This window comes from Herbiconiux liangxiaofengii, assembly GCF_041927335.1.
In the GTDB taxonomy this organism is placed as follows: Bacteria; Actinomycetota; Actinomycetes; order Actinomycetales; family Microbacteriaceae; genus Herbiconiux; species Herbiconiux liangxiaofengii.
In genome coordinates, this window is the sequence record NZ_JBHFHD010000014.1 from 16,671 (window position 1) to 39,343 (window position 22,673).

At 70.4% G+C, this 22,673-nt stretch carries 23 protein-coding genes; 18 read left to right on the forward strand and 5 right to left on the reverse strand.

Translation table 11 applies throughout. The features are described from left to right. Positions 1-123: 123 nt before the first annotated feature. From ACEXOR_RS14545 to ACEXOR_RS14610, 14 genes are all read left to right on the forward strand, one after another. Entirely contained in the window at positions 124-1,305 is a 1,182-nt protein-coding gene (locus tag ACEXOR_RS14545) for a TerC family protein (RefSeq protein WP_374850596.1), read from the forward strand. A 138-nt stretch (positions 1,306-1,443) separates the two neighbouring features. Next, entirely contained in the window at positions 1,444-2,037 is a 594-nt protein-coding gene (locus ACEXOR_RS14550; protein WP_374850417.1) for a TerD family protein, read from the forward strand. 24 nt (positions 2,038-2,061) lie between these two features. After that, entirely contained in the window at positions 2,062-2,640 is a 579-nt protein-coding gene (locus tag ACEXOR_RS14555) for a TerD family protein (protein WP_374850418.1), read from the forward strand. 8 nt (positions 2,641-2,648) lie between these two features. Next, entirely contained in the window at positions 2,649-3,851 is a 1,203-nt protein-coding gene (locus ACEXOR_RS14560; protein WP_374850419.1) for a toxic anion resistance protein, read from the forward strand. A gap of 116 nt (positions 3,852-3,967) precedes the next feature. Further along, the gene (locus ACEXOR_RS14565) at positions 3,968-4,483 is read left to right on the forward strand and encodes a hypothetical protein (protein WP_374850420.1); all 516 of its coding nucleotides are present in this window, start codon (positions 3,968-3,970) and stop codon (positions 4,481-4,483) included. Further along, on the forward strand, positions 4,483-5,034 hold the full coding sequence (locus ACEXOR_RS14570) for a TerD family protein (RefSeq protein ID WP_374850421.1): 552 nt from the start codon (positions 4,483-4,485) through the stop codon (positions 5,032-5,034). The genes ACEXOR_RS14565 and ACEXOR_RS14570 overlap by 1 nt, the downstream gene beginning before the upstream one ends. A gap of 4 nt (positions 5,035-5,038) precedes the next feature. After that, entirely contained in the window at positions 5,039-5,764 is a 726-nt protein-coding gene (locus ACEXOR_RS14575) for a hypothetical protein (protein ID WP_374850422.1), read from the forward strand. 3 nt (positions 5,765-5,767) lie between these two features. Then, positions 5,768-6,955 carry an HpcH/HpaI aldolase/citrate lyase family protein gene (locus tag ACEXOR_RS14580; protein ID WP_374850423.1) on the forward strand — a complete coding sequence of 396 codons (1,188 nt, stop codon included), beginning with the start codon at positions 5,768-5,770 and terminating at the stop codon, positions 6,953-6,955. Continuing rightward, on the forward strand, positions 6,952-8,400 hold the full coding sequence (locus ACEXOR_RS14585) for a phosphoribosyltransferase domain-containing protein (protein WP_374850424.1): 1,449 nt from the start codon (positions 6,952-6,954) through the stop codon (positions 8,398-8,400). The genes ACEXOR_RS14580 and ACEXOR_RS14585 overlap by 4 nt, the downstream gene beginning before the upstream one ends. After that, on the forward strand, positions 8,397-9,551 hold the full coding sequence (locus tag ACEXOR_RS14590; protein ID WP_374850425.1) for a cysteine protease StiP family protein: 1,155 nt from the start codon (positions 8,397-8,399) through the stop codon (positions 9,549-9,551). Before ACEXOR_RS14585 ends, ACEXOR_RS14590 begins: the two co-directional genes overlap by 4 nt. Then, positions 9,548-10,423, forward strand: a complete 876-nt coding sequence (locus tag ACEXOR_RS14595; RefSeq protein WP_374850426.1) for an HAD family hydrolase — start codon at positions 9,548-9,550, stop codon at positions 10,421-10,423. The genes ACEXOR_RS14590 and ACEXOR_RS14595 overlap by 4 nt, the downstream gene beginning before the upstream one ends. 100 nt (positions 10,424-10,523) lie before the next feature. Further along, complete coding sequence (locus ACEXOR_RS14600; protein ID WP_374850427.1) at positions 10,524-11,036, forward strand: hypothetical protein; 513 nt, start codon at positions 10,524-10,526, stop codon at positions 11,034-11,036. 74 nt (positions 11,037-11,110) lie between these two features. Further along, positions 11,111-11,785 carry a hypothetical protein gene (locus tag ACEXOR_RS14605; RefSeq protein WP_374850429.1) on the forward strand — a complete coding sequence of 225 codons (675 nt, stop codon included), beginning with the start codon at positions 11,111-11,113 and terminating at the stop codon, positions 11,783-11,785. Between the two features lie 137 nt (positions 11,786-11,922). Further along, entirely contained in the window at positions 11,923-12,477 is a 555-nt protein-coding gene (locus ACEXOR_RS14610) for an FAD-dependent oxidoreductase (protein ID WP_374850430.1), read from the forward strand. 74 nt (positions 12,478-12,551) lie between these two features. Here ACEXOR_RS14610 and ACEXOR_RS14615 read toward each other — a convergent pair whose 3' ends face one another. Together ACEXOR_RS14615 and ACEXOR_RS14620 are read right to left on the reverse strand one after the other, a co-directional pair. Then, complete coding sequence (locus tag ACEXOR_RS14615) at positions 12,552-13,592, reverse strand: LacI family DNA-binding transcriptional regulator (RefSeq protein ID WP_374850431.1); 1,041 nt, start codon at positions 13,590-13,592, stop codon at positions 12,552-12,554. A 55-nt stretch (positions 13,593-13,647) separates the two neighbouring features. Beyond that, complete coding sequence (locus ACEXOR_RS14620; protein ID WP_374850432.1) at positions 13,648-14,817, reverse strand: carbohydrate kinase family protein; 1,170 nt, start codon at positions 14,815-14,817, stop codon at positions 13,648-13,650. A gap of 146 nt (positions 14,818-14,963) precedes the next feature. On the opposite strand from ACEXOR_RS14620, the gene ACEXOR_RS14625 reads away from it, so the two are divergent. Then, positions 14,964-15,836, forward strand: a complete 873-nt coding sequence (locus ACEXOR_RS14625; RefSeq protein WP_374850433.1) for a class I fructose-bisphosphate aldolase — start codon at positions 14,964-14,966, stop codon at positions 15,834-15,836. Beyond that, entirely contained in the window at positions 15,833-16,981 is a 1,149-nt protein-coding gene (locus ACEXOR_RS14630; protein WP_374850434.1) for a Gfo/Idh/MocA family protein, read from the forward strand. Before ACEXOR_RS14625 ends, ACEXOR_RS14630 begins: the two co-directional genes overlap by 4 nt. Positions 16,982-16,992: 11 nt before the next feature. Here ACEXOR_RS14630 and ACEXOR_RS14635 read toward each other — a convergent pair whose 3' ends face one another. After that, positions 16,993-17,982, reverse strand: a complete 990-nt coding sequence (locus tag ACEXOR_RS14635) for a LacI family DNA-binding transcriptional regulator (protein WP_374850435.1) — start codon at positions 17,980-17,982, stop codon at positions 16,993-16,995. A 155-nt stretch (positions 17,983-18,137) separates the two neighbouring features. Continuing rightward, positions 18,138-18,866, reverse strand: coding sequence for an SDR family oxidoreductase (locus tag ACEXOR_RS14640; protein WP_374850436.1), 729 nt, complete (start codon positions 18,864-18,866; stop codon positions 18,138-18,140). Between the two features lie 193 nt (positions 18,867-19,059). Here ACEXOR_RS14640 and ACEXOR_RS14645 point away from each other — a divergent pair, with 193 nt between their 5' ends. Together ACEXOR_RS14645 and ACEXOR_RS14650 are read left to right on the forward strand one after the other, a co-directional pair. Beyond that, positions 19,060-19,749: a nucleoside/nucleotide kinase family protein gene (locus ACEXOR_RS14645; protein ID WP_374850437.1), complete on the forward strand. Its 690-nt coding sequence runs from the start codon at positions 19,060-19,062 to the stop codon at positions 19,747-19,749. 123 nt (positions 19,750-19,872) lie between these two features. After that, positions 19,873-21,351, forward strand: a complete 1,479-nt coding sequence (locus ACEXOR_RS14650) for a mannitol dehydrogenase family protein (RefSeq protein ID WP_374850438.1) — start codon at positions 19,873-19,875, stop codon at positions 21,349-21,351. 19 nt (positions 21,352-21,370) lie between these two features. Here the strand turns inward: ACEXOR_RS14650 and ACEXOR_RS14655 are convergent, their stop codons facing one another. Further along, positions 21,371-22,609 carry an HAD-IA family hydrolase gene (locus ACEXOR_RS14655; RefSeq protein ID WP_374850439.1) on the reverse strand — a complete coding sequence of 413 codons (1,239 nt, stop codon included), beginning with the start codon at positions 22,607-22,609 and terminating at the stop codon, positions 21,371-21,373. Positions 22,610-22,673: the final 64 nt, after the last annotated feature.

Below are 22,673 nucleotides of genomic sequence, written 5' to 3' on the forward strand. Positions count from 1 at the left end.
TTCACGTGAGGAATTTCGTCCGGAGGATGCTATTGGTTTGATCACGCCAACTAATATGGTGGGACTAGTCCAACTAAATCACCTTCACCTCGACACACGCGGAGAGAACACCCCTTCATGGAAATAGAGATCCCCGGATACGTCTGGTTGCTGACCGTGGTCGGCATCCTCGCCCTCCTCGCCTTCGACTTCATCTTCCACGTGCGGAAGGCCCATGAGCCCACCCTGCCCGAGGCGGCCAAGTGGTCGGCCATCTACGTCGGCATCGCCATCGTCTTCGGCATCGGCGTGCTCATCTTCGGCGGCGGCACGCTGGGCTCGGAGTATTTCGCCGGGTACATCACGGAGAAGGCGCTCTCGGTCGACAACCTCTTCGTCTTCCTGATCATCATGGCGAGCTTCAAGGTGCCGCGCGCCGACCAGCAGAAGGTGCTGCTGTTCGGCATCGTGTTCGCGCTCATCGCGCGCACGGGATTCATCTTCCTCGGCGCCGCCGCGGTCAATGCCTTCTCGTGGCTCTTCTACCTGTTCGGCGGGTTCCTGATCTTCACCGCCATCAAGCTGCTGCGCCCCGAAGAGGAGAGCAACGAGGCCGACAACTTCGTCATCCGGCTCGCGAAGAGGCTCTTCAACACCACGGAGCGTTACGACGGCGACAAGCTGATCACCATCGAGAACGGCAAGAAGGTCCTCACGCCGATGCTCCTGGTGATGGTCGCCATCGGTGGCACGGACCTCCTCTTCGCGCTCGATTCCATCCCTGCGATCTTCGGCCTGACCCAGAACGCCTTCATCGTCTTCACCGCGACGGCGTTCTCGCTGATGGGGCTGCGGCAGCTGTACTTCCTGATCGACGGACTGCTCGACCGGCTCATCTTCCTCAGCTACGGCCTCGCCGCCATCCTGGGTTTCATCGGAGTGAAGCTCGTGCTGCACGCCCTGCACGAGAACACGCTCCCGTTCATCAACGGTGGCGAGCACGTGCCCGTGTTCGAGATCAGCACGGGGCTCTCCCTCGTCGTCATCATCGGAATCCTCACGGTGACCGTGCTGCTGTCGCTGTTCAGCCCGGCAGGCCGGGCTCACACCGTCATCAACGACGGCAAGGCTCAGGCGAAGAAGTACCTCGCCGACGACGTGAAGACGGATGCCACACTGCGGGAAGCCGCCTACGCCCGCATGGTGGAGCGCGAGAAGGCGCTGGCCGACCTCCCCGCCAAGCACCGGAGCAAGGCCGCCGCCGACGAGGAACTGCAGCAGCTGCTCGCCGACGCGCACGAATTGCGCGGCCAGCGCTCCGTGTAGCTCTGATCGCACCGGCCCGAGAACTGCGACGGGCGACCTGCCCCGTTTTCCTCTAGCGTTAGAGGGCATCCCGTTCGGAGCCGCCCCCGACCGCATCGCAGAGCACGATCACCACGAACAACCTGAAGGAGACACACCATGGGTCTGAGCTTGGAAAAGGGCCAGTCGCTCTCGCTGACGAAACAGGACGGCGGAGCGCTCACCAAGATCCGCCTCGGTCTGGGCTGGGACGGCGTCACCCCGACGAAGCGGGGTCTGTTCGGCCGGGCCAAGGCCGGAGCGGACATCGACCTCGACGCGTCGGCGATCTTCTTCGACGCGTCAGGGAAGGTGCTCGACACCATCTGGTTCCAGCAGCTGGCCAGCAAGGACGGGTCGGCGAAGCACACCGGCGACAACCTCACGGGGGCCGGCGACGGCGATGACGAGACCATCGTCGTCGATCTCTCGAAGGTGTCGAGCGCGGTCGCCCAGATCGTGTTCGTGATCAGCAGCTACAGCCGTCAGACGTTCGACACCGTGCAGAACGCGTTCAGCCGCGTGGTCGACGACTCGACCCCGGGCTCTCCGGAGGTGGCTCGGTACCAGCTGACCGACTCCGGTCCGCACACGGCGATGATCATGTCGAAGGTGTTCCGGGACGGCGCCGGCTGGTCGTTCAAGGCCGTCGGCGAGCGTGCGAACGGCCGCTCGGTCATGGACCTTCTCGCCCCGGCCGCACAGGCCCTCTGAACACCGATTTAGGAGACCACTCTCATGGCAGGACTCACCCTCGCAAAGGGCAACAACCTCTCGCTCACCAAGACCAGTCCCGGTCTGACCATCGCCACGGTCGGGCTCGGCTGGGACCCGCGCACGACGAGCGGCGAGGCGTTCGACCTCGACGCCTCGGCGCTGCTGATCGGCGCCGACGGCAAGGTGCGCTCGTCGGCGGACTTCATCTTCTACAACCAGCCTGCAGCAGCCGACGGCTCGGTCGTGCACCTGGGCGACAACCGATCGGGCGAGGGCGACGGTGACGACGAGCAGATCACGGTCGACCTGCAGAAGGTCGCCGCGGATGTTCAGCGCGTCGTCATCGCGGTCTCGATCGACCGCGCTGACGAGCGCCGCCAGAACTTCGGGCAGGTGCGCGGAGCGTACTGTCGTGTGCTCGACCAGGACGGCAACGAGATCGTGCGCTTCGACCTGAGCGAGGACGCCGCCCCCGAGACCGCCATGGTGTTCGCCGAGGTGTACCGCAACGGCGGGGAGTGGAAGTTCAAGGCCGTCGGCCAGGGCTACACCACCGGACTCGCCGGCATCGCCGGTGACTTCGGCGTGCAGCTGGGCTGAGGCGACCGATGAGCACCCCTCTCACCCCTCCCGACGCCGGCGACCTCGCCCAGGCCTCGCTCGTTCTGCAGGCTCCGGATGCGCCGGAGATCGTCAAGGTCGACGACGCACCCGGCATGGTGCCGGTGCCGGCAGACCGGCAGGCCGAGATCGCCCGACAGGCGGCGGCTTTCGTCGCCGAGGTGGCGACGCTCGATCCACGCACGCCTGAGTTCAGCACGAAGGTGGAGGGCATCTCGCAGATCGGCGGTGCCGAGATGGTGCAGTCGAGCGGGTACTCCACCCGGATGCTCGAGCGCTCGAGCACCTCGGTCGCGGGCGCGAAGCGCAGCGGGAACTCAGCACAGATCAGCGTGGCCAACACGCTGGGCGACCTGCGCAGCACGGTGGAGGACCTCACCCCGAACGACGCCGATCTCGGTGTCGGCCGGAAGATCCTCGGTTTCATCCCGGGCGGCAACAAGCTGGCCAAGTACTTCCAGAAGTACGAGTCGGCCCAGACCCAGCTCGACAAGATCATCAAGTCGTTGATGGCCGGTCAGGACGAGCTGCTGAAGGACAACGCCTCCCTCGCCGGTGAGAAGGTCCAGCTGTGGGAGACCATGCAGTCCCTCAGCGAGTACGCCGTCTTCGGCAAGGCGCTCGACGCGGCCTGCGTCGAGAAGATCGAGGCCAGCCGGGCTGCCGGACGGATCGACGAGGCGCAGAAGCTCGAGGCCGACGTGCTGTTCCCCATCCGTCAGCGACACCAGGACATCCTCACCCAGCTGGCCGTCTCGGTGCAGGGTTACCTCGCCATGGATCTCATCCGGAAGAACAATCTGGAATTGATCAAGGGTGTCGACCGGGCGCGCACCACGACCATCGCGGCGCTGCGCACCGCAGTGATCGTGGCGCAGGCCCTCGCGAACCAGAAGATGGTGCTCGACCAGATCGACGCCATCAACACCACCACGAACAACATGATCCTGAAGACGAGCGAGATGCTAAAGGATCAGACCACGCGGATCCACGAGCAGGCATCCTCGTCGGGGGTGAGTGTTGAGACCCTGCAGAAGGCGTTCGACAACGTGTTCGCCACCATGGACGCCATCGACACCTTCCGTGCGAAAGCGGCGCAGAACATGGAGGGTACGGTCGCCGCCCTCGAGACGGGACTGGAGAAGGCACGTCCCTACCTCGAGCGCAGTCAGCAGTCCCAGCAGGGCTGACGACGGCAACGCCGGGGGCAGTGTCACAAGGTCGTAGGGGACAGAAGGGAAGTCCGGTGGGGTTCGGGCGATTCATCGACTCAATCAGGAACGGCGCTCCGCATCCCGACGGCCACGTGAATCCCGGGGAACCGCGTGACGGATCGCGCCAGGCCGGCGCGGAGAACCTCGGGTTCCCCGCGGCTCCCGGCGCGGCCGCGGTCGCCAGCGAGGACGAGCAGGTCGCTCTGGCTCTCGACGGGCTGCGCGCTGCCGTTCGCCGGGCGGGTCGGGACCTTCCGGGAGTGCTCACGTCGCAGCTGCGCCAGATCGACGATCTGCTGCGCACCATCGTCGCCACGATCGATGCACAGGATGCGTCGACCGAGCAGCGCGTCCTGCTTGCGGCGATCATCGGCGACTACATCCCCACGCCGCTGCGCGCCTACCTCGCGCTCACGGAGCACGATCGCGTCGACGACTCCCGGGCCACCCTGATGTTCAGCCGGCAGCTCGCCGTACTCGAGGAGACCATGCACGACCTGCTGAACCAGATCAGGACCGGGGCGATCGCCGAGCTGTCGACGCACGGCCGTTTCCTCGCCGACAAGTTCGCGGGCCCCGACGCCGGTCTCGTGCTGGGCGGGCGCTGATGGCCTCGCTCATCCCGGGGGCCAATGCCGCCCTGACGGCGGAGAACCCCGGGCTCGACCGCATCCTGCTCGGATTCGGCTGGCAGATCATCCCGAGCCGGGGCCCCCTGGCCGAACTGGTGCCGGCAGCCATTCTGTGCGGCGCGGACGGCAAGGCGCTCTCCAACGAGCATCTGGTGTTCTTCAACCAGATCGAGAGCGCCGACGGATCGGTGGCCTTCGACGCCGAGGGCGACGTCGAGGAGATCGACGTCGACCTGTCCCGCGTTCCGGACGAGGTGGCGAAGATCGCCTTCATCGTCTACGTGGACCCCGACGTGCGCGGTTCCGGCGACTTCTCGGCGGTGCGCAGTGCGTACGTGCGCGTCGCCACGGACGCCGGGCGGGAGCTCGTGCGATTCACGGTTCCGCTCGACGACATCCGATCGAGCAATGCAGTGCTCTTCGGGGAGCTCTACCGGTACCGGCACGACTGGAAGTTCCGCGCCATCGGCCAGGGCTACGGTGCGGGTCTCAGCGGCGTGGCCGCCGACTTCAGAATCGACCTCTGACCCCGTGGCCGCTCCTTCCGTGGTTCGCCACGACCTTCCCTTCCTGCGCCGGCGTGAACGGCCGCGGCTCGCCGAGTCGGCTGCAGCGGACCGTTCCGTCGATGCGCCCTCGACGGGAGCCGGGATGCGCACCGCCGCTGTGGGCCTCGAACTGCGGCCGGCGGCGGCCGCCGTACCGGCGAGCGAGCCGTCGCGTGCCGCGGCCGAGCATCCCGAGCCGTTCGCGGCACCCGCCGTCCACGAGGTACGGGAGCTCGGTCAGCGCACACCGGTGCTCCGACTCGACCCGCGCCAGTCGGCTATCGGCAGTCTCGTCGTCTCGGGTGTCAGCTCGATGGTGTGGGAGTCGAGCGATCTGATCACCGGCTGGGCGGCGACGGACGGCTCGGCGGGCGGATCGCATGTGACGACGTCGGGCAACCGGCCCCTCGTGGGATTCGACGACGACTTCGCGATCGTGACCTTGCGGCACGTGCAGGAGTTCCGCCGCGCGATGTTCTTCGGAGACGCCGTCCGTCCGCTCGGAGTGCAGCTCTACGGCGGCAGCCAGGTCGCGGTGGCGACCACCAGCGGCCCGTTCGTGTTCGCCCTGTCGATCCTCCGCGTGGGAACGATGCTCGAACTGCGCGCCGAACCGCTCGACGCGGGCGCGACGGCCGAGTCGGCCCTCGGCGACTTCGGCTTCGTGCCCACCCGTGTGGTGCTCACCCGCGACGACACGAGGCGGTGACGGATGCGCCATCTGGAATTCATCGGTGAAGCGGAGTCGGCACGGCTGTTCCACCGCCTCCCGGAACCGCTCGCCATCGATTCTCCGCCGGAACTGCTTGCGGCTGCCCTCGGCGGCACGCTCTACTGCCCGGGCACCCGCACCTCCTTGGCCCAGGATGTGCGGAAGCAGGCGCGGCGCGGCTGCGTCAGCATGGTGCTCTGCCTCGAGGACTCGATCGCCGACAGCGACGTGGAGTTCGCCGAACGGAACGTCGCCGACGCGCTGCGGAGTCTGGCGGAGGACGGCGGCATCCCGGAGCTGCCTCTGCTCTTCGTCCGGGTGCGCACGCCGCAGCAGATGCGGCAGCTGGCCGACCTGGCGGGGCCGGGGATCGACCTGCTCAGCGGCTTCGTGCTGCCGAAGTTCCTCAAGGACGGCGGGCTGGCCGAGCAGTTCTTCGACGCCCTGCACGGCATCCATCGCGAGTACGACCAGGCAGGAGGAGGCGCGGGCGCCCGCCGCCTCCGGGTGATGCCGATCCTGGAGTCGCCGGAGATGATGCACACCGAGACGCGGTCGTCGGCCCTCGCCGGCATCGTCGAGGTGGTGCGGGCCAACCGTGACGACGTGCTCGCCCTGCGCATCGGTGCCACCGACCTCGGCAGCGCCTACGGGCTCCGTCGCTCGCGGGATCTCACGGTGTACGACGTGAAGGTCCTCTCAGCCGTGATCGCCGACATCGTGAACGTGCTCGGTCGCCCCGAGGACGACTTCGTGATCACCGGCCCGGTCTGGGAGCACTACGACAGCACCGAACGAATCCTCCGCCCGCAGCTGCGCCTGACGCCCTTCGTCGACGCGAAGGAGAAGGAGCTGCGGCAGCGGCTGATGCTGAAAGGGCTCGACGGCCTCATCCGGGAGATCACCCTCGACCAGGCCAACGGTCTGCTGGGCAAGACCGTCATCCACCCCACCCACGTCCCCGTGGTGCATGCCCTCTCCGTGGTCAGCCACGAGGAGTTCCTCGACGCGGAGACGATCGCCGCCGACGTCGGCGGGGGAGCCGCTGCATCGCCGTACCGCAACAAGATGAACGAGATGAAGCCGCATCAGACCTGGGCGCGCAAGACGCTGCTGCGCGCGCGGGCGTTCGGCGTGGCCGCCGAGCACGCCACCTTCGTCGACGTGCTCGAAGCGAGCATGCGGTGACGCCCTGGACGGGCGGCTTCGTGAGCGAGGCCGCCGGCATCGTCGTGAGATCGGACCCCGCAGGCAGCCTCGTGCCGGTGCGGTCGCTGGTCGGGCTGGCGCTGCGGATCAACCCGAGACGCGCGCAGCTGCTGGTGTCGACGGTGCTCGCGAAACACGTTCCGACGGTGCCGTCCGTCGCCGTCGTGGCGGGGGAACTGCTCGGGCTGCTCGTGGCGGCATCGCTCGACGGCGCACCCGCCGACACGACGCTGCACGCCCGTTTCGCCGGAGTCCTCGAGAGCCAGGACACGTCGGGGCTGGCGGGCCTGCGTGAGGCCGTCGGGCGACGGCGGAGCGAGCATCCGGCCGTCGTCACGATCGGGTATGCCGAGACCGCCACGGGACTCGGCCAGCTCGTGGCGGGCGTGATCGGCTCGCCCTATCTGCACTCCACGCGGCACGTCGCAGTCTCCGTAGCCCCGTCGTTCGGGTTCGAGGAGGAGCACTCCCACGCGAGTAGCCACCGCCTGCACCCCACCCGCGGCGCGTGGCTGCGTGATCGTGGCACGGTCGTGCTGGTCGATGACGAGATCAGCACCGGAACCACCGTGATCAACACGATCCGCACCCTTCAGGGCGTTCGGCCCCAGGCGGCGTGGGTGGTCGCCGCCCTCGTCGATCTGCGCTCCGACACCGATCGGGCGCGCTTCGACGCTCTCGCCGACGAACTCGGCACGCGCATCACGGTCGTCGCGCTGGGCCGGGGGTCGGTGGAACTCCCGCCCGATCCGGTGGGGCGCGCCGCCGAGCTGATCGCGGGGTTCGCGGAGCCCGCTGACGCCGGCACTGACGCAGACGCAGCCGCAGCCGCCGACGTCGACGGCGCCGCCGCCGAGCTCGGCGACACGGTGATCGTCGAGCCGGAGGTCGCTCTGCCGATCCGGAGCGCCCGTCACGGGCTGGTGGTGCCGTCGCCCGAGCCGGACCTGGTCGCAGGCATCGCAGCGAGCATCCGTTCTCACCTCGGCTGGCCGGCCGAGCGGGGTTCGTCGGCCGGAACGGATGTTCTCGTGCTGGGCAGCGAGGAGTTCATCGCGCTGCCGCTCCTGGTCGCCGAGGAACTGGACAGGCTGGCGAGTTCCTGGCGGGTGCTGTTCTCCACCACGACCCGGTCGCCCATCGCCCCGCTCGATCGTCCTGATTACGCCATCGCCAGCCGTATCCGCTTCCGCAGCAGCGACCTGACCGTCGACGGGCCCGGGGATCGCTTCGCGTACAACCTCACCCGTGGAGGCCGTCGCTTCGACACGATCGTGCTGATGCCGGAGCCCGGCAGCGACATCGATCGTCTCCTTGCTCCCGATGGGGTCGTCGAGGCCCTCCGCCGCGTGACCGGCCACGTGGTGGTGGCGCTGCTGCCCGCCGGTCTCCCGACACCAGACGAATGGATCCTCCAGCCGTGACGCCCAACAGCATTCCCTCACCCGTGCCGCTCGTCGGCCCGGCCTTCGGCTCGTATGCGGCCGACGATGTCCGGTGGCTGCTGCAAGACCTCGGAGACGTGGTGCTGGAGGCCCCGAGCGACGAGCGGGAGAGGGCCATCCAGAGCGGACAGGCCAACTATGCCGAGTCGCTGCCCATCGAGTACGTGCCCTCCGCCGACTACGAGGCCCTCTACCGTGAGGCGCTCCAGCGGTCCGGGCGCCGACTGGCGATCGCCGTCGGCGTGGTGACCGAGTTGGTCACGGCGGAGCGCGACGGACAGCCCGTGCTCGTGTCGCTGGCGCGGGCCGGCACGCCGATCGGCATCCTGATGCGCCGCTGGGCGCGGCAGATCCGCGGGCTCGAACTGCCTCACTACACGATGAGCATCGTGCGGGGGGTGGGGGTGGACCGCACGGCGCTGCGCTACCTCGCCTCCCACCACCGGCCCGAGCAGATCGCCTTCGTCGACGGCTGGACCGGCAAGGGCGCGATCGCCACCGAGCTCACCGAGGCGCTCCGCCTGTTCGAGCAGAGCGACGGCATCCGGTTCCCGGACGGCCTCGCCGTGCTCGCCGACCCTGGCCACTGCGTGAGCGTCTTCGGCACGCGAGAGGACTACCTCATCCCCTCGGCGTGTCTGAATTCGACGGTCTCGGGTCTGGTCTCGCGCACGGTCTACAACCGCCGGCTGATCGCCGACGACGCCTTCCACGGCGCGAAGTTCTACTCCGAGCTCTCCGGGCACGATGTGTCGAACGAGTTCCTCGACACCATCTGCGGCTACTTCGAGGAGACCCGCGACGAGGTGGCGGACGGTGTCCGGGCCGCCCTGGCGAGCGATCGCACCCCGACGTGGGTGGGCCGGGATTCGGTGGAGCGCATCCGCGTCGACTACGGGATCGAGAGCGTGAACCTGGTGAAGCCGGGCGTGGGGGAGACCACGCGGGTGCTGTTGAGGCGAGTGCCGTGGAAGGTGCTGGTGCGGCCGGATGCGCGTGACGACATCGCGCACGTGCTCCACCTCGCGCGGCAACGCGGTGTGGAGGTGGAGGAGGTCGACGACCTGCCCTACAGCTGCGTGGGTCTCGTCCGTCCGCTTGAGGGCGAGACAGCGGGGGCCGTCCAGTGAGCCGGGGGAGCGCATCCGGAGCCCGTGGGCCGCGTACCCGGTCGGCGAAGGACGCCGTGATCGCCGCGTGCGACCTCGATCGCACCCTGATCTACTCGCCGCGCGCCTTCTGGCTGGAGACTCCGGATGATCAGGCGCCCTCCATCGTCGTGTCGGAGGTGTACGGCGGTGCCCCGATCTCGTTCATGACGCGGCGAGCCGAGCAGCTCCTCGTGATGCTGTCGAGCCGTGCCGTCTTCGTGCCCGTCACCACGCGCACGGTGGCGCAGTACCGGCGGGTGCGGCTGCCGGGTGCACCACCCGCCTTCGCGGTCACGAGCAACGGCGGCGAGATCCTGGTCGACGGCGAGCCGGACGTGGAGTGGTCGGCGGTCGTGCACGCCGAGGTCGCGCAGAACGCCGCACCGCTCGCCGAGATCGCAGCACTGCTCGGCGACAGCAGCGTCACACCCTGGATCGTGAAGGTCAACATCGCGGACGACCTGTTCGTCTACGCCATCGTCGACCGGGAGGCCATGCCGCCGGAGTGGGCCGACGAGCTCGAAGCGCTCTGCCACTCCCTCGGCTGGACCGTCTCCGTGCAGGGCCGCAAACTCTACTGCGTGCCCCAGGCCGTCACGAAGAGCGCAGCGGTCGCCGAGGTGCGGTGCAGGCTGGGCGACGGCATCGTGCTGGCCGCGGGGGACTCGTTGCTCGACCAGCCCATGCTCGAGACGGCCGATCAGGCGTTCCGCCCCGCGCACGGCGAACTGCACGAGGTGGGTTTCACCAGTGCGAACCTCACCGTGACCTCCCGGAAGGGCATCGTCGCCGGCGAGGAGCTGCTGGAGCTCCTGATCGAGGCCGCCGGTCCGCGGGGCCTCTGGGACTGACGATCTGAGCTCGGCCCGCTGGTGATCCGCCGTGTCTTCCACGGTGGGCCCGTGCCGCCCTAGGATCGTGAACGTCCCGTGAGCGAGAGAAGGAACCACCGTGGTCGACCATGCCCAGATCGCTGCCCGGCTGACCTCCCCCGAAGGATTCCTCGCCCTGTGCGACGAGCCAGGAGTCCTGGGTGCCAAGAAGAAGGCCGCAGCTGCCTTCGAGCTGTGGAGCCAGGCCGACCAGCGGTACATCGGCACCTATCGCGGGGTGCAGGCCCCCGGTGGCAAGGGCACCGGCTTCGTGATCAGGCTGTTCTGGGACCCGGCCGTCACCACCCCCGATCTCGCTGCCGTCGGGGCCGCGATCCAGGGCGCCGTGCCCGTCGACCTGATCCAGGCCGACGAGAAGGCGACGTACAAGGCTCGCGACAAGAAGCAGGGCCCGTTCTTCGTCTGGCAGGGCATGAGCTCGCGCCCGCTGTCGCAGTGGTTCCAGGATCGCTTCGGCATCGGTGCCTGCGCGACCCAGCTGTTCGACCGTTCCGACCTGTCGCAGAACGTGGCGGCGGTCGCGGTCACGGGCGGCGTCGACCATCTCTGGTCGTTCACCGCGCCGGAGTGAACCTGCGACGTCGTGCACTGGGAGCCTGTGGCTGGCTCCTGACGGCTGCGGGCGTCATCGCGATCATCGTCGTGATGACCGGAGACCACGACGCCTCGCAGGCCGGGGGCGTGCTCGTGGCTGTCGTCGTGGGCGTGAGTGCCCTCGCTCCGGTCGCCGTCGGCGTCTCCTACCTGGCGATCCGCCGACGCAACCGCACCAGGGAGGCATCGGCCGACGGCGTGCCCGTGTCGCCGCGTGCTCGAGCCCTGCAGACGTCCGTCGCGTCGCTGCTCGACCGTGTCACCGAGTCGACCGACGACGTGCTCGGGCTCGGTCGCGTCGTGCTGGGCGATCGGCTCGAGCTGACCGCGACGGCGCTGCGGGAGATCGACGACCGATGGGAGGCACTGTCGTTCATGTGGTTCGTCCGTCCTTCTCAGCCGGCCGACTTCCCGCGATCGGCTCGGTTCCGCGGCCTTCCCGAGTGGGCGCAGGATGCGGTGGTGCTCCTCGACCTGCGCCGCGAGCTGCAGCTCCGGGGCGTTGCCTCGGCGCTCGCGGATGAACCCGGCTTCTACCGGCACGGCTTCGGACGCGTCGTCGAAGCCGCGTCGCGCACGGGAAGCAGCCCTCTCGTCGACGCCGTGCTGGACGCACGACGTGCTTCCGTGGACGGTGCGGATCCGAACCACCCGTCGCGCCGTCGCCTGCTGGCCCTGCTGGACGACAGAGGGTCGTGGACGCAGCTCCTGGCCTCACCCCACTAGATGCGGCGACCCGTCGCAATCCGCCCTCTGGCCGCGCTCAAAGGGCGCTTTGCGACGGGTCGGCGGGCGCGGGTGGGGGATGGCGGGGATGGTGCCCTTGGGATGAGTGCTAGGGCCTCTGCGGGGGCGATGCGCTGGTGGGAGTCTCACCGGAGCAGAAGCAGCTGGGGCTCGCGAAGGAGGTGTACGTGCGGGAGTCGCGCCGCATCCGGGCGCTCGCCACCGTGACCGAGGGCGACATCGGGCGGGAGATGCGCGGGGAGTTCGCCGGCCCCGCCCTGTTCGACGACAGCGTGGGGATCGGGTTCTACCGGATCGACCTGCATCCGTCGACTGCGGGGCGGAGTTACGTGGACATCGACTGCTTCCCCTTTCAGATTCCACTCGGCACCCTGATTCCGCGAGACGTGTCGAACCTCCTGGCGGCGAACAAGAACATCGGCACCACGCACATCACGAATGGCGCCTACCGGCTGCATCCGGTGGAGTGGTCGATCGGGGAGGCCGTGGGGGCGCTCGCCGCGTTCTGCGCCGAGACCGGGATGGCGCCTTCGGCGGTGCACGCGTCGCGCGGGGCGGTGGCCGATCTGCAGCGGGTGCTGAGCGGGCGGCTCGGGGTGGCGCTGGAGTGGAGCGAGGAGATCCGCACGCGGGGATCGCGGAGCGAGGCGGTCACGCACGTGGAGGCGTGAGCGGGGGCGGATACGGGCGTCGGTCGAGCTCGGGTTGCGGGCCGGCGGGGCGCCGGTGCCGCTGTGCCCGGGCGTCAGGGGCGTTCGGAGCCGCGGAGCACCACCCGGGTGGGCAGCACCGTGGTCGTGGGGGCGGGAGCCGAGTCGGCCAGGCGGGCGAGCAGGGCGCGGGCGGCCGTCTCGCCCATGAGGGCCACGTCCTGGGCGACCACCGAGACCGCGGGGCGCACGAGCGCCGCCGACTCGAAGTCGTCGAAGCCGATGAGCGGCAGGCGGGTGCCCGCGTGGGTGAAGGCCTCGATGGCGCCGATCGAGGAGCGGTTGTTGGCTGCGAACACGGCGTCGAGGCGGTCGGTCTGGAGGAGTGCGCCCACGATCTCGGCGGCCTCGGCCGCCGTGTGGGCAGTGGCGACGGTGAGGGTGGCCGCGGGCGTCGCCGTGGCGAGGGCGCGGCTGAGACCGGCGTGGCGTTCGCGCATCGTGTAGAGCTCGAGGGAGTCGCCGAGGAACAGGATGCGGCGGGCGCCCTGGCGGAGCAGTTCGTGCGTGGCCGCCTCGGCTCCGCCCGCGTTGTCGGCGAGCACGGTGTCGACGGGCACGGTGTCTGGCAGTGCGGTGTCGACGGGCACGGTGTCTGTCGGTGGGCAGTCCTGACGCGCGAGCGGGCGGTCGATGGCCACGAGCGGCACCACGGCGGCGGCCTCGACGGCCCAGCCGGTGGTGTCGTGACGCGGCGGCGAGACGATGAGCCCGTCGACGCGCTGGGCGATGAGGCGGTCGACGAGCAGCCGGTGGCGGTCGGCGTCCTCCTCGGAGCTCACGGTCATGAGCAGGTAGCCGTTCTCGCTGAGCACCCGTTCGACCGAGCGCGCGAGCACCGACCAGTAGGGGTTCGCCAGGTCGCTGATGACGAGGCCGATCACCTTCGCCGAACGACCCGGGCGGATGCTCGCCGCGGCCAGATTGTGCCGGTAGCCGAGAGAGGCGATCGCCGTCGAGATGCGGGCCGCGAGCACCGGGTCGATGTTCGTGGCGCCGTTGACGTGCCGCGACACGGTCTTGAGGCTCACGTCGGCCGCGGCCGCGACGTCTTTCATGGTGGGCGGCTTGGGCATCTCGATCATTGTGGCGTCGGCATGGCCTTCGGCGCGAGCGGCGCGCTGGGGCAGGTCACGCGGGGGACTCGACGGCCACGGCTGGAACGGCCGCTGCCGCTGCCGCTGCCACGGCTTCGGCTTCGGCTTCGTCGACCGTGACCTGCGACCCGGGGGCCGCAACGGCCGGCACCCGCCGGGCCGGGGCGAAGACGGCGGCGGCCACGGGCAGCAGCGACGTCATCACCGCGGGGGTGGGGCGGCGGCCCGAGATCACGGCGGCGGCGGTGGCTGCGGCGGTGTGGGCCGCGAGGGTGGGCGTCGACCCGCGGGTGAGGGCGAACAGCAGGCCCGCCGTCGAGGCGTCGCCGGCTCCGTTGGTGGTGACGACCGTGTCGACCGTGAGCGGCCGCACCCGCAGCGAGGCGTCGGCCCAGCGGGAGGACAGCGGCGCGAGCACACGGCCGCCGCGCGCCAGACGTTCGGCGCCCGCGGTGCGCAACAGCAGCCCCTCGGCTCCGGCCGAGATGGCCACCACCGCCACGCCCCAGGAGATGAGCAGGTCGGCGTAGGCCGATGCGGCGCGAGCGGGCGGCAGCGACGCGATACCCAAGGCGGGCCCGAGGGCCGAGGTGAGGTCGTCGAGGCTCGGGCTCATCACGTCGGTGACCGCCGCCGCGCGCTGGAGCACCTGGAGCCAGTCGACCGCCCCCACCGCCGACGCCGAGTCGACCACGGCCAGGTCGAGCGAGGTGGTGGCGCCGCGTGACCGGGCGCGGGCGAGGACGGCTTCGAGCGGCGCTCCGCCATCCGTCAGCAGGGCCGGCAGGAGCGGGGGGTAGCCGAGGTGCAGCAGGTCGGCCGAGCCCACGTCGAGCTGCTCGCCCGTGAAGACCGCGTTGGCGCCGGTGTGGTGCCAGAAGGTGCGGTCGTGGCCGGCCGGCTCGAGCACGAGGCTGTAGGAGGTGCGGTGATCGGGCACGACCTGCAGGTCGGCGTGGAGACCGGGCCGGCGGGCGATGGTGTCGGCCACGATGCGTCCGAGCTCGTCGTCGCCGACCGTGGAGTGCAGCGACACCTCGGCGCCGAGGTCGGTCAGCGCGAGCCCGGTGTTGGCCACGCAGCCGCCGAGGCCCATGCGCAGGCCGCCGACGTCGATCAGGCGCCCTGGGTCGAGCCGGGCGCTCGCGCCGAGTTCGGGGGTGAGGTCGAGGCAGATGTGCCCGGCCACCACGATCGTGCTCACAGCGTGCCTCTCTCGTGGGACGACGGGCCGGGAGTGACGGCTAGACAACGTTGTCTCACGGGTATTACTGTGTCACATCAGAGGGGCGAACGAAACCCCCGACCGATCCTCGTTCGATGGATCCGACCCCGATCAGGAGCACCGCAATGACGCTGTACCGCCTCAACCGCCTCTTCAACCCGCACTCCGGCCGGGCCCTCGACGTCGCCGTCGACCACGGCTTCTTCGGTGAGCGCTCGTTCATCACCGGCATCGAGAACATGGATGCGGTGGTTCGCACCCTGGTCGACGCCGGCCCCGACGCGGTGCAGCTCACCATCGGTCAGGCACGCCGCCTGCAGAGCATCCCCGGCAAGAACAAGCCCGGCCTCGTGCTGCGCACCGACATCGCCAACGTCTACGGCAACCCGCTCGACTCGATCCTCTACAGCAAGCACGTTCCGCACGCGATCGAGGAGGCCGTGCGACTGGACGCCGTGGCCGTGTGCGTGAACCTGATGGAGCTGCCCGGGCACCCGGAGGTGCGCGAGAAGAACATCGACTCGATCATGGCGCTGCGCCGTGAGGCCACCCGCTACGGCATGCCGCTGATGGTCGAACCGCTCGTGATGCAGGACAACTCGACCGCCGGCGGCTACATGGTCGACGGCGACATCGACAAGATCGTCACCCTCGTGCGGCAGGGCGTCGAGCTCGGCGCCGACCTCATCAAGGCCGACCCGAGCGACGACATCAGCCAGTACGGCCGCGTGATCGAGGTCGCCGGCGACATCCCGGTGCTCGTGCGCGGCGGCGGGCGAGTGGATGACCGCACGCTGCTGGAGCGCACCGTGGCCGTGCTCGAGGCGGGCGCGCGGGGCATCGTGTACGGGCGCAACATCGTGCAGCACGAGAACCCCGCCGGCATCACCGCGGCGCTGCTCGCCGTGCTGCACGACGGAGCGGACGTGGAGCAGGGGCTCGCCATCCTGGCCGAGTCGGATGCCGCGCGCGCCGTCTCGGGCGAGGTGTCCGCATGAGCGCCGAACGCGTGAACGTGGCCATCGTGGGCGGCGGGCTGATGGGGCGCGAGATCGCGGCCGCCATCCAGCGCTGGCCGGCCCTGATCGACCACCCGGTGCGGCCCCGGCTGACCGCCGTGTGCGACATCAACCCGGCGGCGCTGGAGTGGTTCGACGAGATCGACACGGTGGTGACGAAGACCACCTCGTACCAAGACCTCCTCGACGACGACAGCATCGACGTCGTCTACGTGGCCGTGCGGCACGACCTGCACGAGAAGATCTACAGCGACGTGATCGCGAGCGGCAAGAGCCTGCTGGCCGAGAAGCCGTTCGGGATCGACGGCGACGCCGCTCACGCGGTGCTCGCGGTGATGGCCGCGCATCCGGAGTCGTTCGTGCGGTGCTCGAGCGAGATGCCGTTCTTCCCCGGTGCGCAGCTCGCCATCGACTACGTGCTGTCGGGCGCGCTCGGCACGATCGTGTCGGCGCGCAACAGCTTTCTGCACTCCAGCGACCTCGACGTGCACAAGCCGATCAACTGGAAGCGGCAGACGCAGTTCTGCGGCGAGGCCGGCGTGATGAACGACCTCGGCATGCACACCTGGCACGTTCCGCTGCGGCTCGGCTGGGCGCCGGAGTCGGTGTACGCGGTGCTGCAGAACATCGTCCCGACGCGGCCCGGTCCCGACGGGTCGCCCGTGGACTGCGACACCTGGGACAACGCGGTGCTGCACAGCTGGGCGCGGCACGACGGCGTGCGGTTTCCGCTGACCACCGAGACCAAGCGCATCGACCCGGGGCAGAAGAACACCTGGGAGTTCGAGGCGATCGGGCTCGACGGCGGGGTGCGGTTCAGCACGAAGAACCCGAAGTCGGTGTCGGTGTTCAGCGTGGTCGACGTTCCCGGCGGCGGGCGCGAGCAGGTCTGGCAGCAGATCGACGTGGGCAGCCAGTCGGTGTGGCCGACGGTGACCGGCGGCATCTTCGAGTCGGGCTTCTCGGACTCGATCCTGCAGATGTGGGCGGCGTTCCTGGCCGAGCGCCACGGTTCTCTCGGCTCGCGCTTCGGCGCGGCCCGCCCCGAGGAGGCGGCGCTGACCCACGACATCTACCGGGCGGCGGCGCTCTCGCACGCGGAGGGCCGCGCGGTCGCCCTCTGAGTGGTGCTCTGTCAGGGGGCCGGGGGCGGCGGGGGGATGCGGCAGGAGTCGCGTTCGACCAGGGTGACCGGGAGCACCGTGCGGCGGGGGAGCCGACGACCCGGGTGCGCGACCCGCTCGACGAGGCGGGCGGCGGCCAGGCGGCCGAGCGCATCCGGGTTCTGGGCCACCACCGTGATGGCGGGCGTGAGCGAATCGGCGAGCGGGAAGTCGCCGAAGGCGGTGAGGGCGATCGGATGCGCCGAGAGCGCCGGCACCGCGGCCATGGTGCAGCGGGCGTCGGAGGAGAACACGGCCGTCACCCCGAGGGCCGGGGCGCGCAGGCGGGCGAGGGCCTCGGAGGCTCCGGTGCGGGTGGCGGCGCCCAGGGCGACGAGATCGGTGTCGAACGGGATGCCTGCTTCGGCCAGCGCCTCGCGGTAACCCTCGAGGCGCGCGGCGATGGTGGGGGCCGAGACGGCGTCGCCCAGGAAGCCGATGCGGCGGTGGCCGTGGCCGATGAGGTGGGCGGTGGCCTCGCGGGCGCCGCCGCGGTCGTCCTGGAGGAAGGCGTCGGCCTCCAGGTCTCCCGGTGCGCGGTCGACGAAGGCCATCGGGATACGCGCGGCCCACGGCTCGAGGTACGCGTGGTGGTTGGTGGTGGGTGCGATGACCAGGCCACTGAGCTGCCGTCGGAGGACGGACTCGAGCGCGGTGCGTTCTCGGGCGGGATCGTGGCCGAGGCTCGTGACGAGGGTGGACAGGTCTTCGGCGAGGGCGGCCTCTTCGACAGCGTTCACGATGGCCGCGAAGAACGGGTCGACGATGTCGGGCACGGCGACGCCGATCACGGGGGAGCGGCCCGAACGGAAGGTGGTGGCCAGCGCGTTCGGCACGTAGGCCATGCGGCGCATGGACTCCTCGACGCGCTCGCGGGTGGCGGGGAGCACGTGCCGGTCGTCGTTGAGCACGCGGGAGACGGTCTTGGGGCTCACTCCGGCGTCGGCGGCGACCTCGCGCATGGTGGCGATGGGGGCTCCTTCGGACCGGTGGCGGGTGGTGGGCGGTGGCGGGCGGCTTGTGGTGACGCCGGTGGCGGGTGGTGGTGGGATGCTGCGGTCGGGCGGGGAGGCCCGTCCCGCACCGAGCAGGGCGGGACGGGCATCCGGAACCGTGGTCAGCGGGCGGTGTAGCCGCCGTCGATGGGCAGCGAGACGCCCGAGATCATGCCCGCGGCGTCGCTGAGCAGAAAGACGACGGGCCCGGCGATGTCGTCTTCGGTGGCCCACTTGCCGAGCGGCATCTGCTCGAGGAAGGGGCCCTCGATGTCGGGGCGGCCCCAGTACCAGGCCGACATGGGCGTCATGACGACGGTGGGGTTCACCGCGTTCACCCGGATGCCGTACTGGCCGAGTTCGAGCGCCGAGACGCGGGTGATGTTGTCGAGGGCGGCCTTCGACGAGCCGTAGGAGATGTGACCGGCGAGGGCGACCAGGCCGGCCTGGCTGGAGATGTTGACGATGGCGCCGCCCTGGCCCTGGCGGATCATCTCGCGCGAGGCGTACTTGGTGACGAGCAGCGAGCCGCGGGCGTTGATGCTGATGACCTTGTCGAACACGTCGATGTCGGTGTCCTGCGGGGTGGCGATCTCGCCGCCCCAGCCGCCGGAGTTGACGACGCCCCAGATGTCGCGGCCCTCGATGGCCTCGCGCACGCTCTCCTCGCTCGTGAGGTCGAAGGGCAGGGGAGTGGCGCCGGTCTCGGCGGCGAGCGACTCGAGGTGCTCGAGGTTGCGGCCCGCGGCGAGCACGGTGGCGTTGGCGGCGACGAGGTGGCGCACCGTTGCGCCCCCGATCCCGCCGCTCGCGCCGGTGACGAGGATGGTGCGGCCGGTGAAGTCGGTCATGGTTCTTCCGTTCGTGAGTCGAAGTGGTCTGCCGGAAGCATAACCGCGGAAGAGTGCGGATGACACCCGTGTCATGGAAAATCATGACACCGGTGTCAATTCGGTTGACAGGGTGGTGCCGACCTGCCTACCGTAGGCGCGGCGGCCGGTCGGTCAGACCCGTCGCATCCGTCGACGACGACCAGGAGGACACGTGAGCGACACGCCACCCGTGCCATCACCGACACCCGGCGCCCGGCCCGTGCAGGACGCCCGGCCCGTCGAGCTCGACGAGTTGCTCGCCCGGTGCCGCGCGCTGATCGCGGGAGGCGAGCGCCGCATCCTGGGCATCGCGGGCACGCCCGGTGCCGGCAAGTCGACGCTCTGCGCCGCCCTGATCGCCGAGCTCGGGGGAGAGGCGGTGCTCGTGGGGCAGGACGGCTTCCACTTCGCCAACCAGGAGCTCGAGCGGCTCGGCCGTCGTGCGCGCAAAGGCGCCCCCGACACCTTCGACGTCGACGGCTACGTGGCGCTGCTCGGGCGGCTGGCGGCACCGGATGCGCCGACCGTGTACGCCCCCGTGTTCGACCGCGCCCTCGAGGAGTCGATCGGGAGTGCCGTGCCCGTGCCCGCCGAGGCGGTGCTCGTGATCACCGAGGGCAACTACCTGCTGAGCGACGAGCACGGCTGGGCCGGCGTGCGACAGCACCTGAGCGAGTCGTGGTTCGTCGACGTGTCTCCCGAGGTTCGGCACGATCGGCTGGTGCGGCGGCGGGTGTCGTTCGGGCACTCGCCGAGCGACTCGGACGAGTGGGTTCGGGAGGTCGACGAGAAGAACGCCGAGATCGTCGATGCCACGCGCGGCAACGCCGACCTGCTGCTGCACCTGACCACGGTGCTGTGACGGCGGTCCGCGCATCCTGAACGCTCGCCGCCGCCGCCGCCACCGCCACCGCCACCGCCACCGCCGCCGCTCGCCCGCCCCGTGCCCCGCCTGCCAACACCGCCCGATCCGACTGGAGTCCTGATGACCACCTTGAACGCCGCGAACCTCGACTCGATCGACCCGGTCGTCGAGCGACCCGACTACGACCGCTCCGAGGTGCAGCCCGGCATCGTGCACTTCGGGGTGGGCGCCTTCCACCGCTCGCACGAGGCGATGTTCGTCGACCGCATCCTCTCCGCCGGCGACCGCGGGTGGGGCATCGTCGGCGTCGGCACCCTCGAGAGCGACGCCGCCATGCGCGACGCGCTCTCGGCGCAGGACGACCTCTACACCCTCGTGACCACGGCCCCCGACGGTGCGGTGGAGGCTCGCGTGATCGGCTCGATCGTCGACTACGTGTATGCGCCCGGCCATCCGGATGCGGTGCTCGCCGCCCTGCGCGACCCCGCCACCCGCATCGCCTCGCTCACCATCACCGAGGGCGGGTACGGCATCAACGACGCCACCGGGGCCTTCGAGCCGCGGGACCCGGCCACGCTCGCCGACCTCGAGGCGCTGGCCTCGGGCGCTGCGCCCACGAGCGCGCTCGGCTTCGTGACCGTGGGCCTGCGCGACCGACGGGACTCGGGTGCGGTGCCGTTCACGGTGATGTCGTGCGACAACATCCAGGGCAACGGCCATGTCGCCCGTGCCGCGGTGCTCGCCTTCGCGGGCCGCGTCGACCCGGAGCTGGCGGAGTGGATCGCCGCCGAGGTGAGCTTTCCGAACTCGATGGTCGACCGCATCACGCCGGCCACCACCGACGAGTCGCGTGAGCGCGTGGCCCGCGAGTTCGGCATCGACGACCGCTGGCCGGTGCTCTCGGAGTCGTTCGTGCAGTGGGTGCTGGAGGACGACTTCACCGCCGGTCGGCCCGCTTTCGACGAGGTGGGGGTGCAGCTCGTGGCCGACGTGGAGCCGTACGAGCTGATGAAGCTGCGGCTGCTGAACGCCTCGCACCAGGCCATGAGCTACCTCGGGCTGCTCTCGGGTGCCGTGTACGTGCACGAGGTGTGCCGCGACGAGCTGTTCGCCGACTTCCTGCTCGGCTACATGACCGAGGAGGCGCGGCCGACTCTCGCCCCGGTGCCCGGAGTCGACCTCGACGAGTACAGTGCCGAGCTGATGCGCCGGTTCGGCAGCGAGGCGATCAAGGACACGCTGATGCGGCAGATCGTCGACGGCTCGGAGCGCATCCCGAAGTTCCTGCTGCCGGTGGTGCGCGAGCAGTTGCGCACCGGAGGCGCGATCGAGCACTCGGTGCTCGTGCTGGCGGCGTGGAGCCGATTCATCGAGGGAGTGGCCGACGACGGCAGCGTGCTGCAGCCCGTCGACAAGCGACTCGACGAGCTGAGGGCCGCGGTGGCCGTCGAATCGGATGCGCCCGGCGCGTTTCTCGATTACGCGCCGGTCTTCGGCGACCTCGGCTCGAGTGAGCGGCTTCGCACCGCGTTCGTGGCCGCGCGGGCGCGGCTCGCCGAGCTCGGCGCGCGCGGCACCCTGGAGGCGCTCGCGGCCTGACCCGCCCGGGTGCGCCCGGTCAGGCGGGGGTGAGGCGGAAGTCGCCGGAGGGCTGGGGGATGAGGCGCACCTGCGCGGGAGAGGTGACCACGAGGTCGGCGTCGAGGTCGGCGGCGGCATGGGTGCCGGCGATGGCGACCGTCGCGCATCCGGCCGCCTTCGCCGCGGCGAGGCCCGCCGGAGCGTCTTCGAACACGAGGCAGCGTGCCGGGTCGACGCCCAGGCGCCGGGCCGCGAGCAGGAAGGGCTCGGGATGCGGCTTGCCGTTCGTGACGTCGTCGAACGTCACCAGCACGGCCGGTGGGGTGAGTCCCGCGGCCGCGAGCCGGGTGGTGGCGATGAGGCGGGTGCCGCTGGTGACGATGGCGCGCTCGGTGTCGGGAAGCGCTCCGAGCAGGTCGGCGGCGCCCTCGAGCGCGATCACGTCGTCGAGATCACCCACCTCGATCTCGGTCACCCGGGCGAGGGCCTCGACGGCCTGGTCGTCTCCGAAGAACGAGGCGATCACCTGGGCGGCCGGGCGGCCGTGGCCCTCGGCCAGCAGGTCGACCTCGAGCCCGTACTCGCGGGCGAGCTGCGCCCAGGAGCGGGTGACGGATGCTGTGGAGTCGACGAGCGTGCCGTCGAGGTCGAACAGGGCCGCGTCGAACGTGCGGGAGAACAGCGTCGACTGCGCCGGTTCAGGGGCGGCCGGGCGCGGCCGAGCGGGCCGGCCAGGCTGGGCGGCCGGGTGCGGCCCAGCGGGCAGCCCGAAGCGGCGGCGGACCTGCTCGAGCTGATCAGCGGTGGGGAGGCTGGCGTCGAGCTCGAGGTGTTCGACGACGGGGGCCGTGGCCGGCGGGTCGACCACATGGGCGTCACGGTCGGCGCCGCGGGCCCGTCGCCGCGCGCTGAGGAGCTCGGGATCGGCTCGTAGCCACACCACGTGCGGGGTCTCTCCGGCGGCCTCCACGAGCTGCTGCCACTCGACGCCGCCCGTGAGTTCGGCCGTGAACGGCGCCACCAGCACGGCGTCGGATCCGGCCCGCACCTGGTCGGTGAGCGTCGCCCGGAGGGCCGCATACCGAGCGGGGCGGATGACGGGGCGCAGGCTCGGGTCGTTCCAGTGCGCGCCGTCGGCGAGTGCGCCGCCGAGACCCTCGAGCACCGGGTTCGTCAGGGTGTCGAGATCCAGTAGGGCGGCTCCGAGGTCTCGGGCGAGCTCGAGGCCCAGCGTGCTCTTGCCGCTGCCGGCGGCTCCCGCGACGACGATGATCATGCTGCTCCCGGAGGTTATCGAAATGAGACCTGTCGACGACTTGACAACGTTGTCGGCGTGGAGT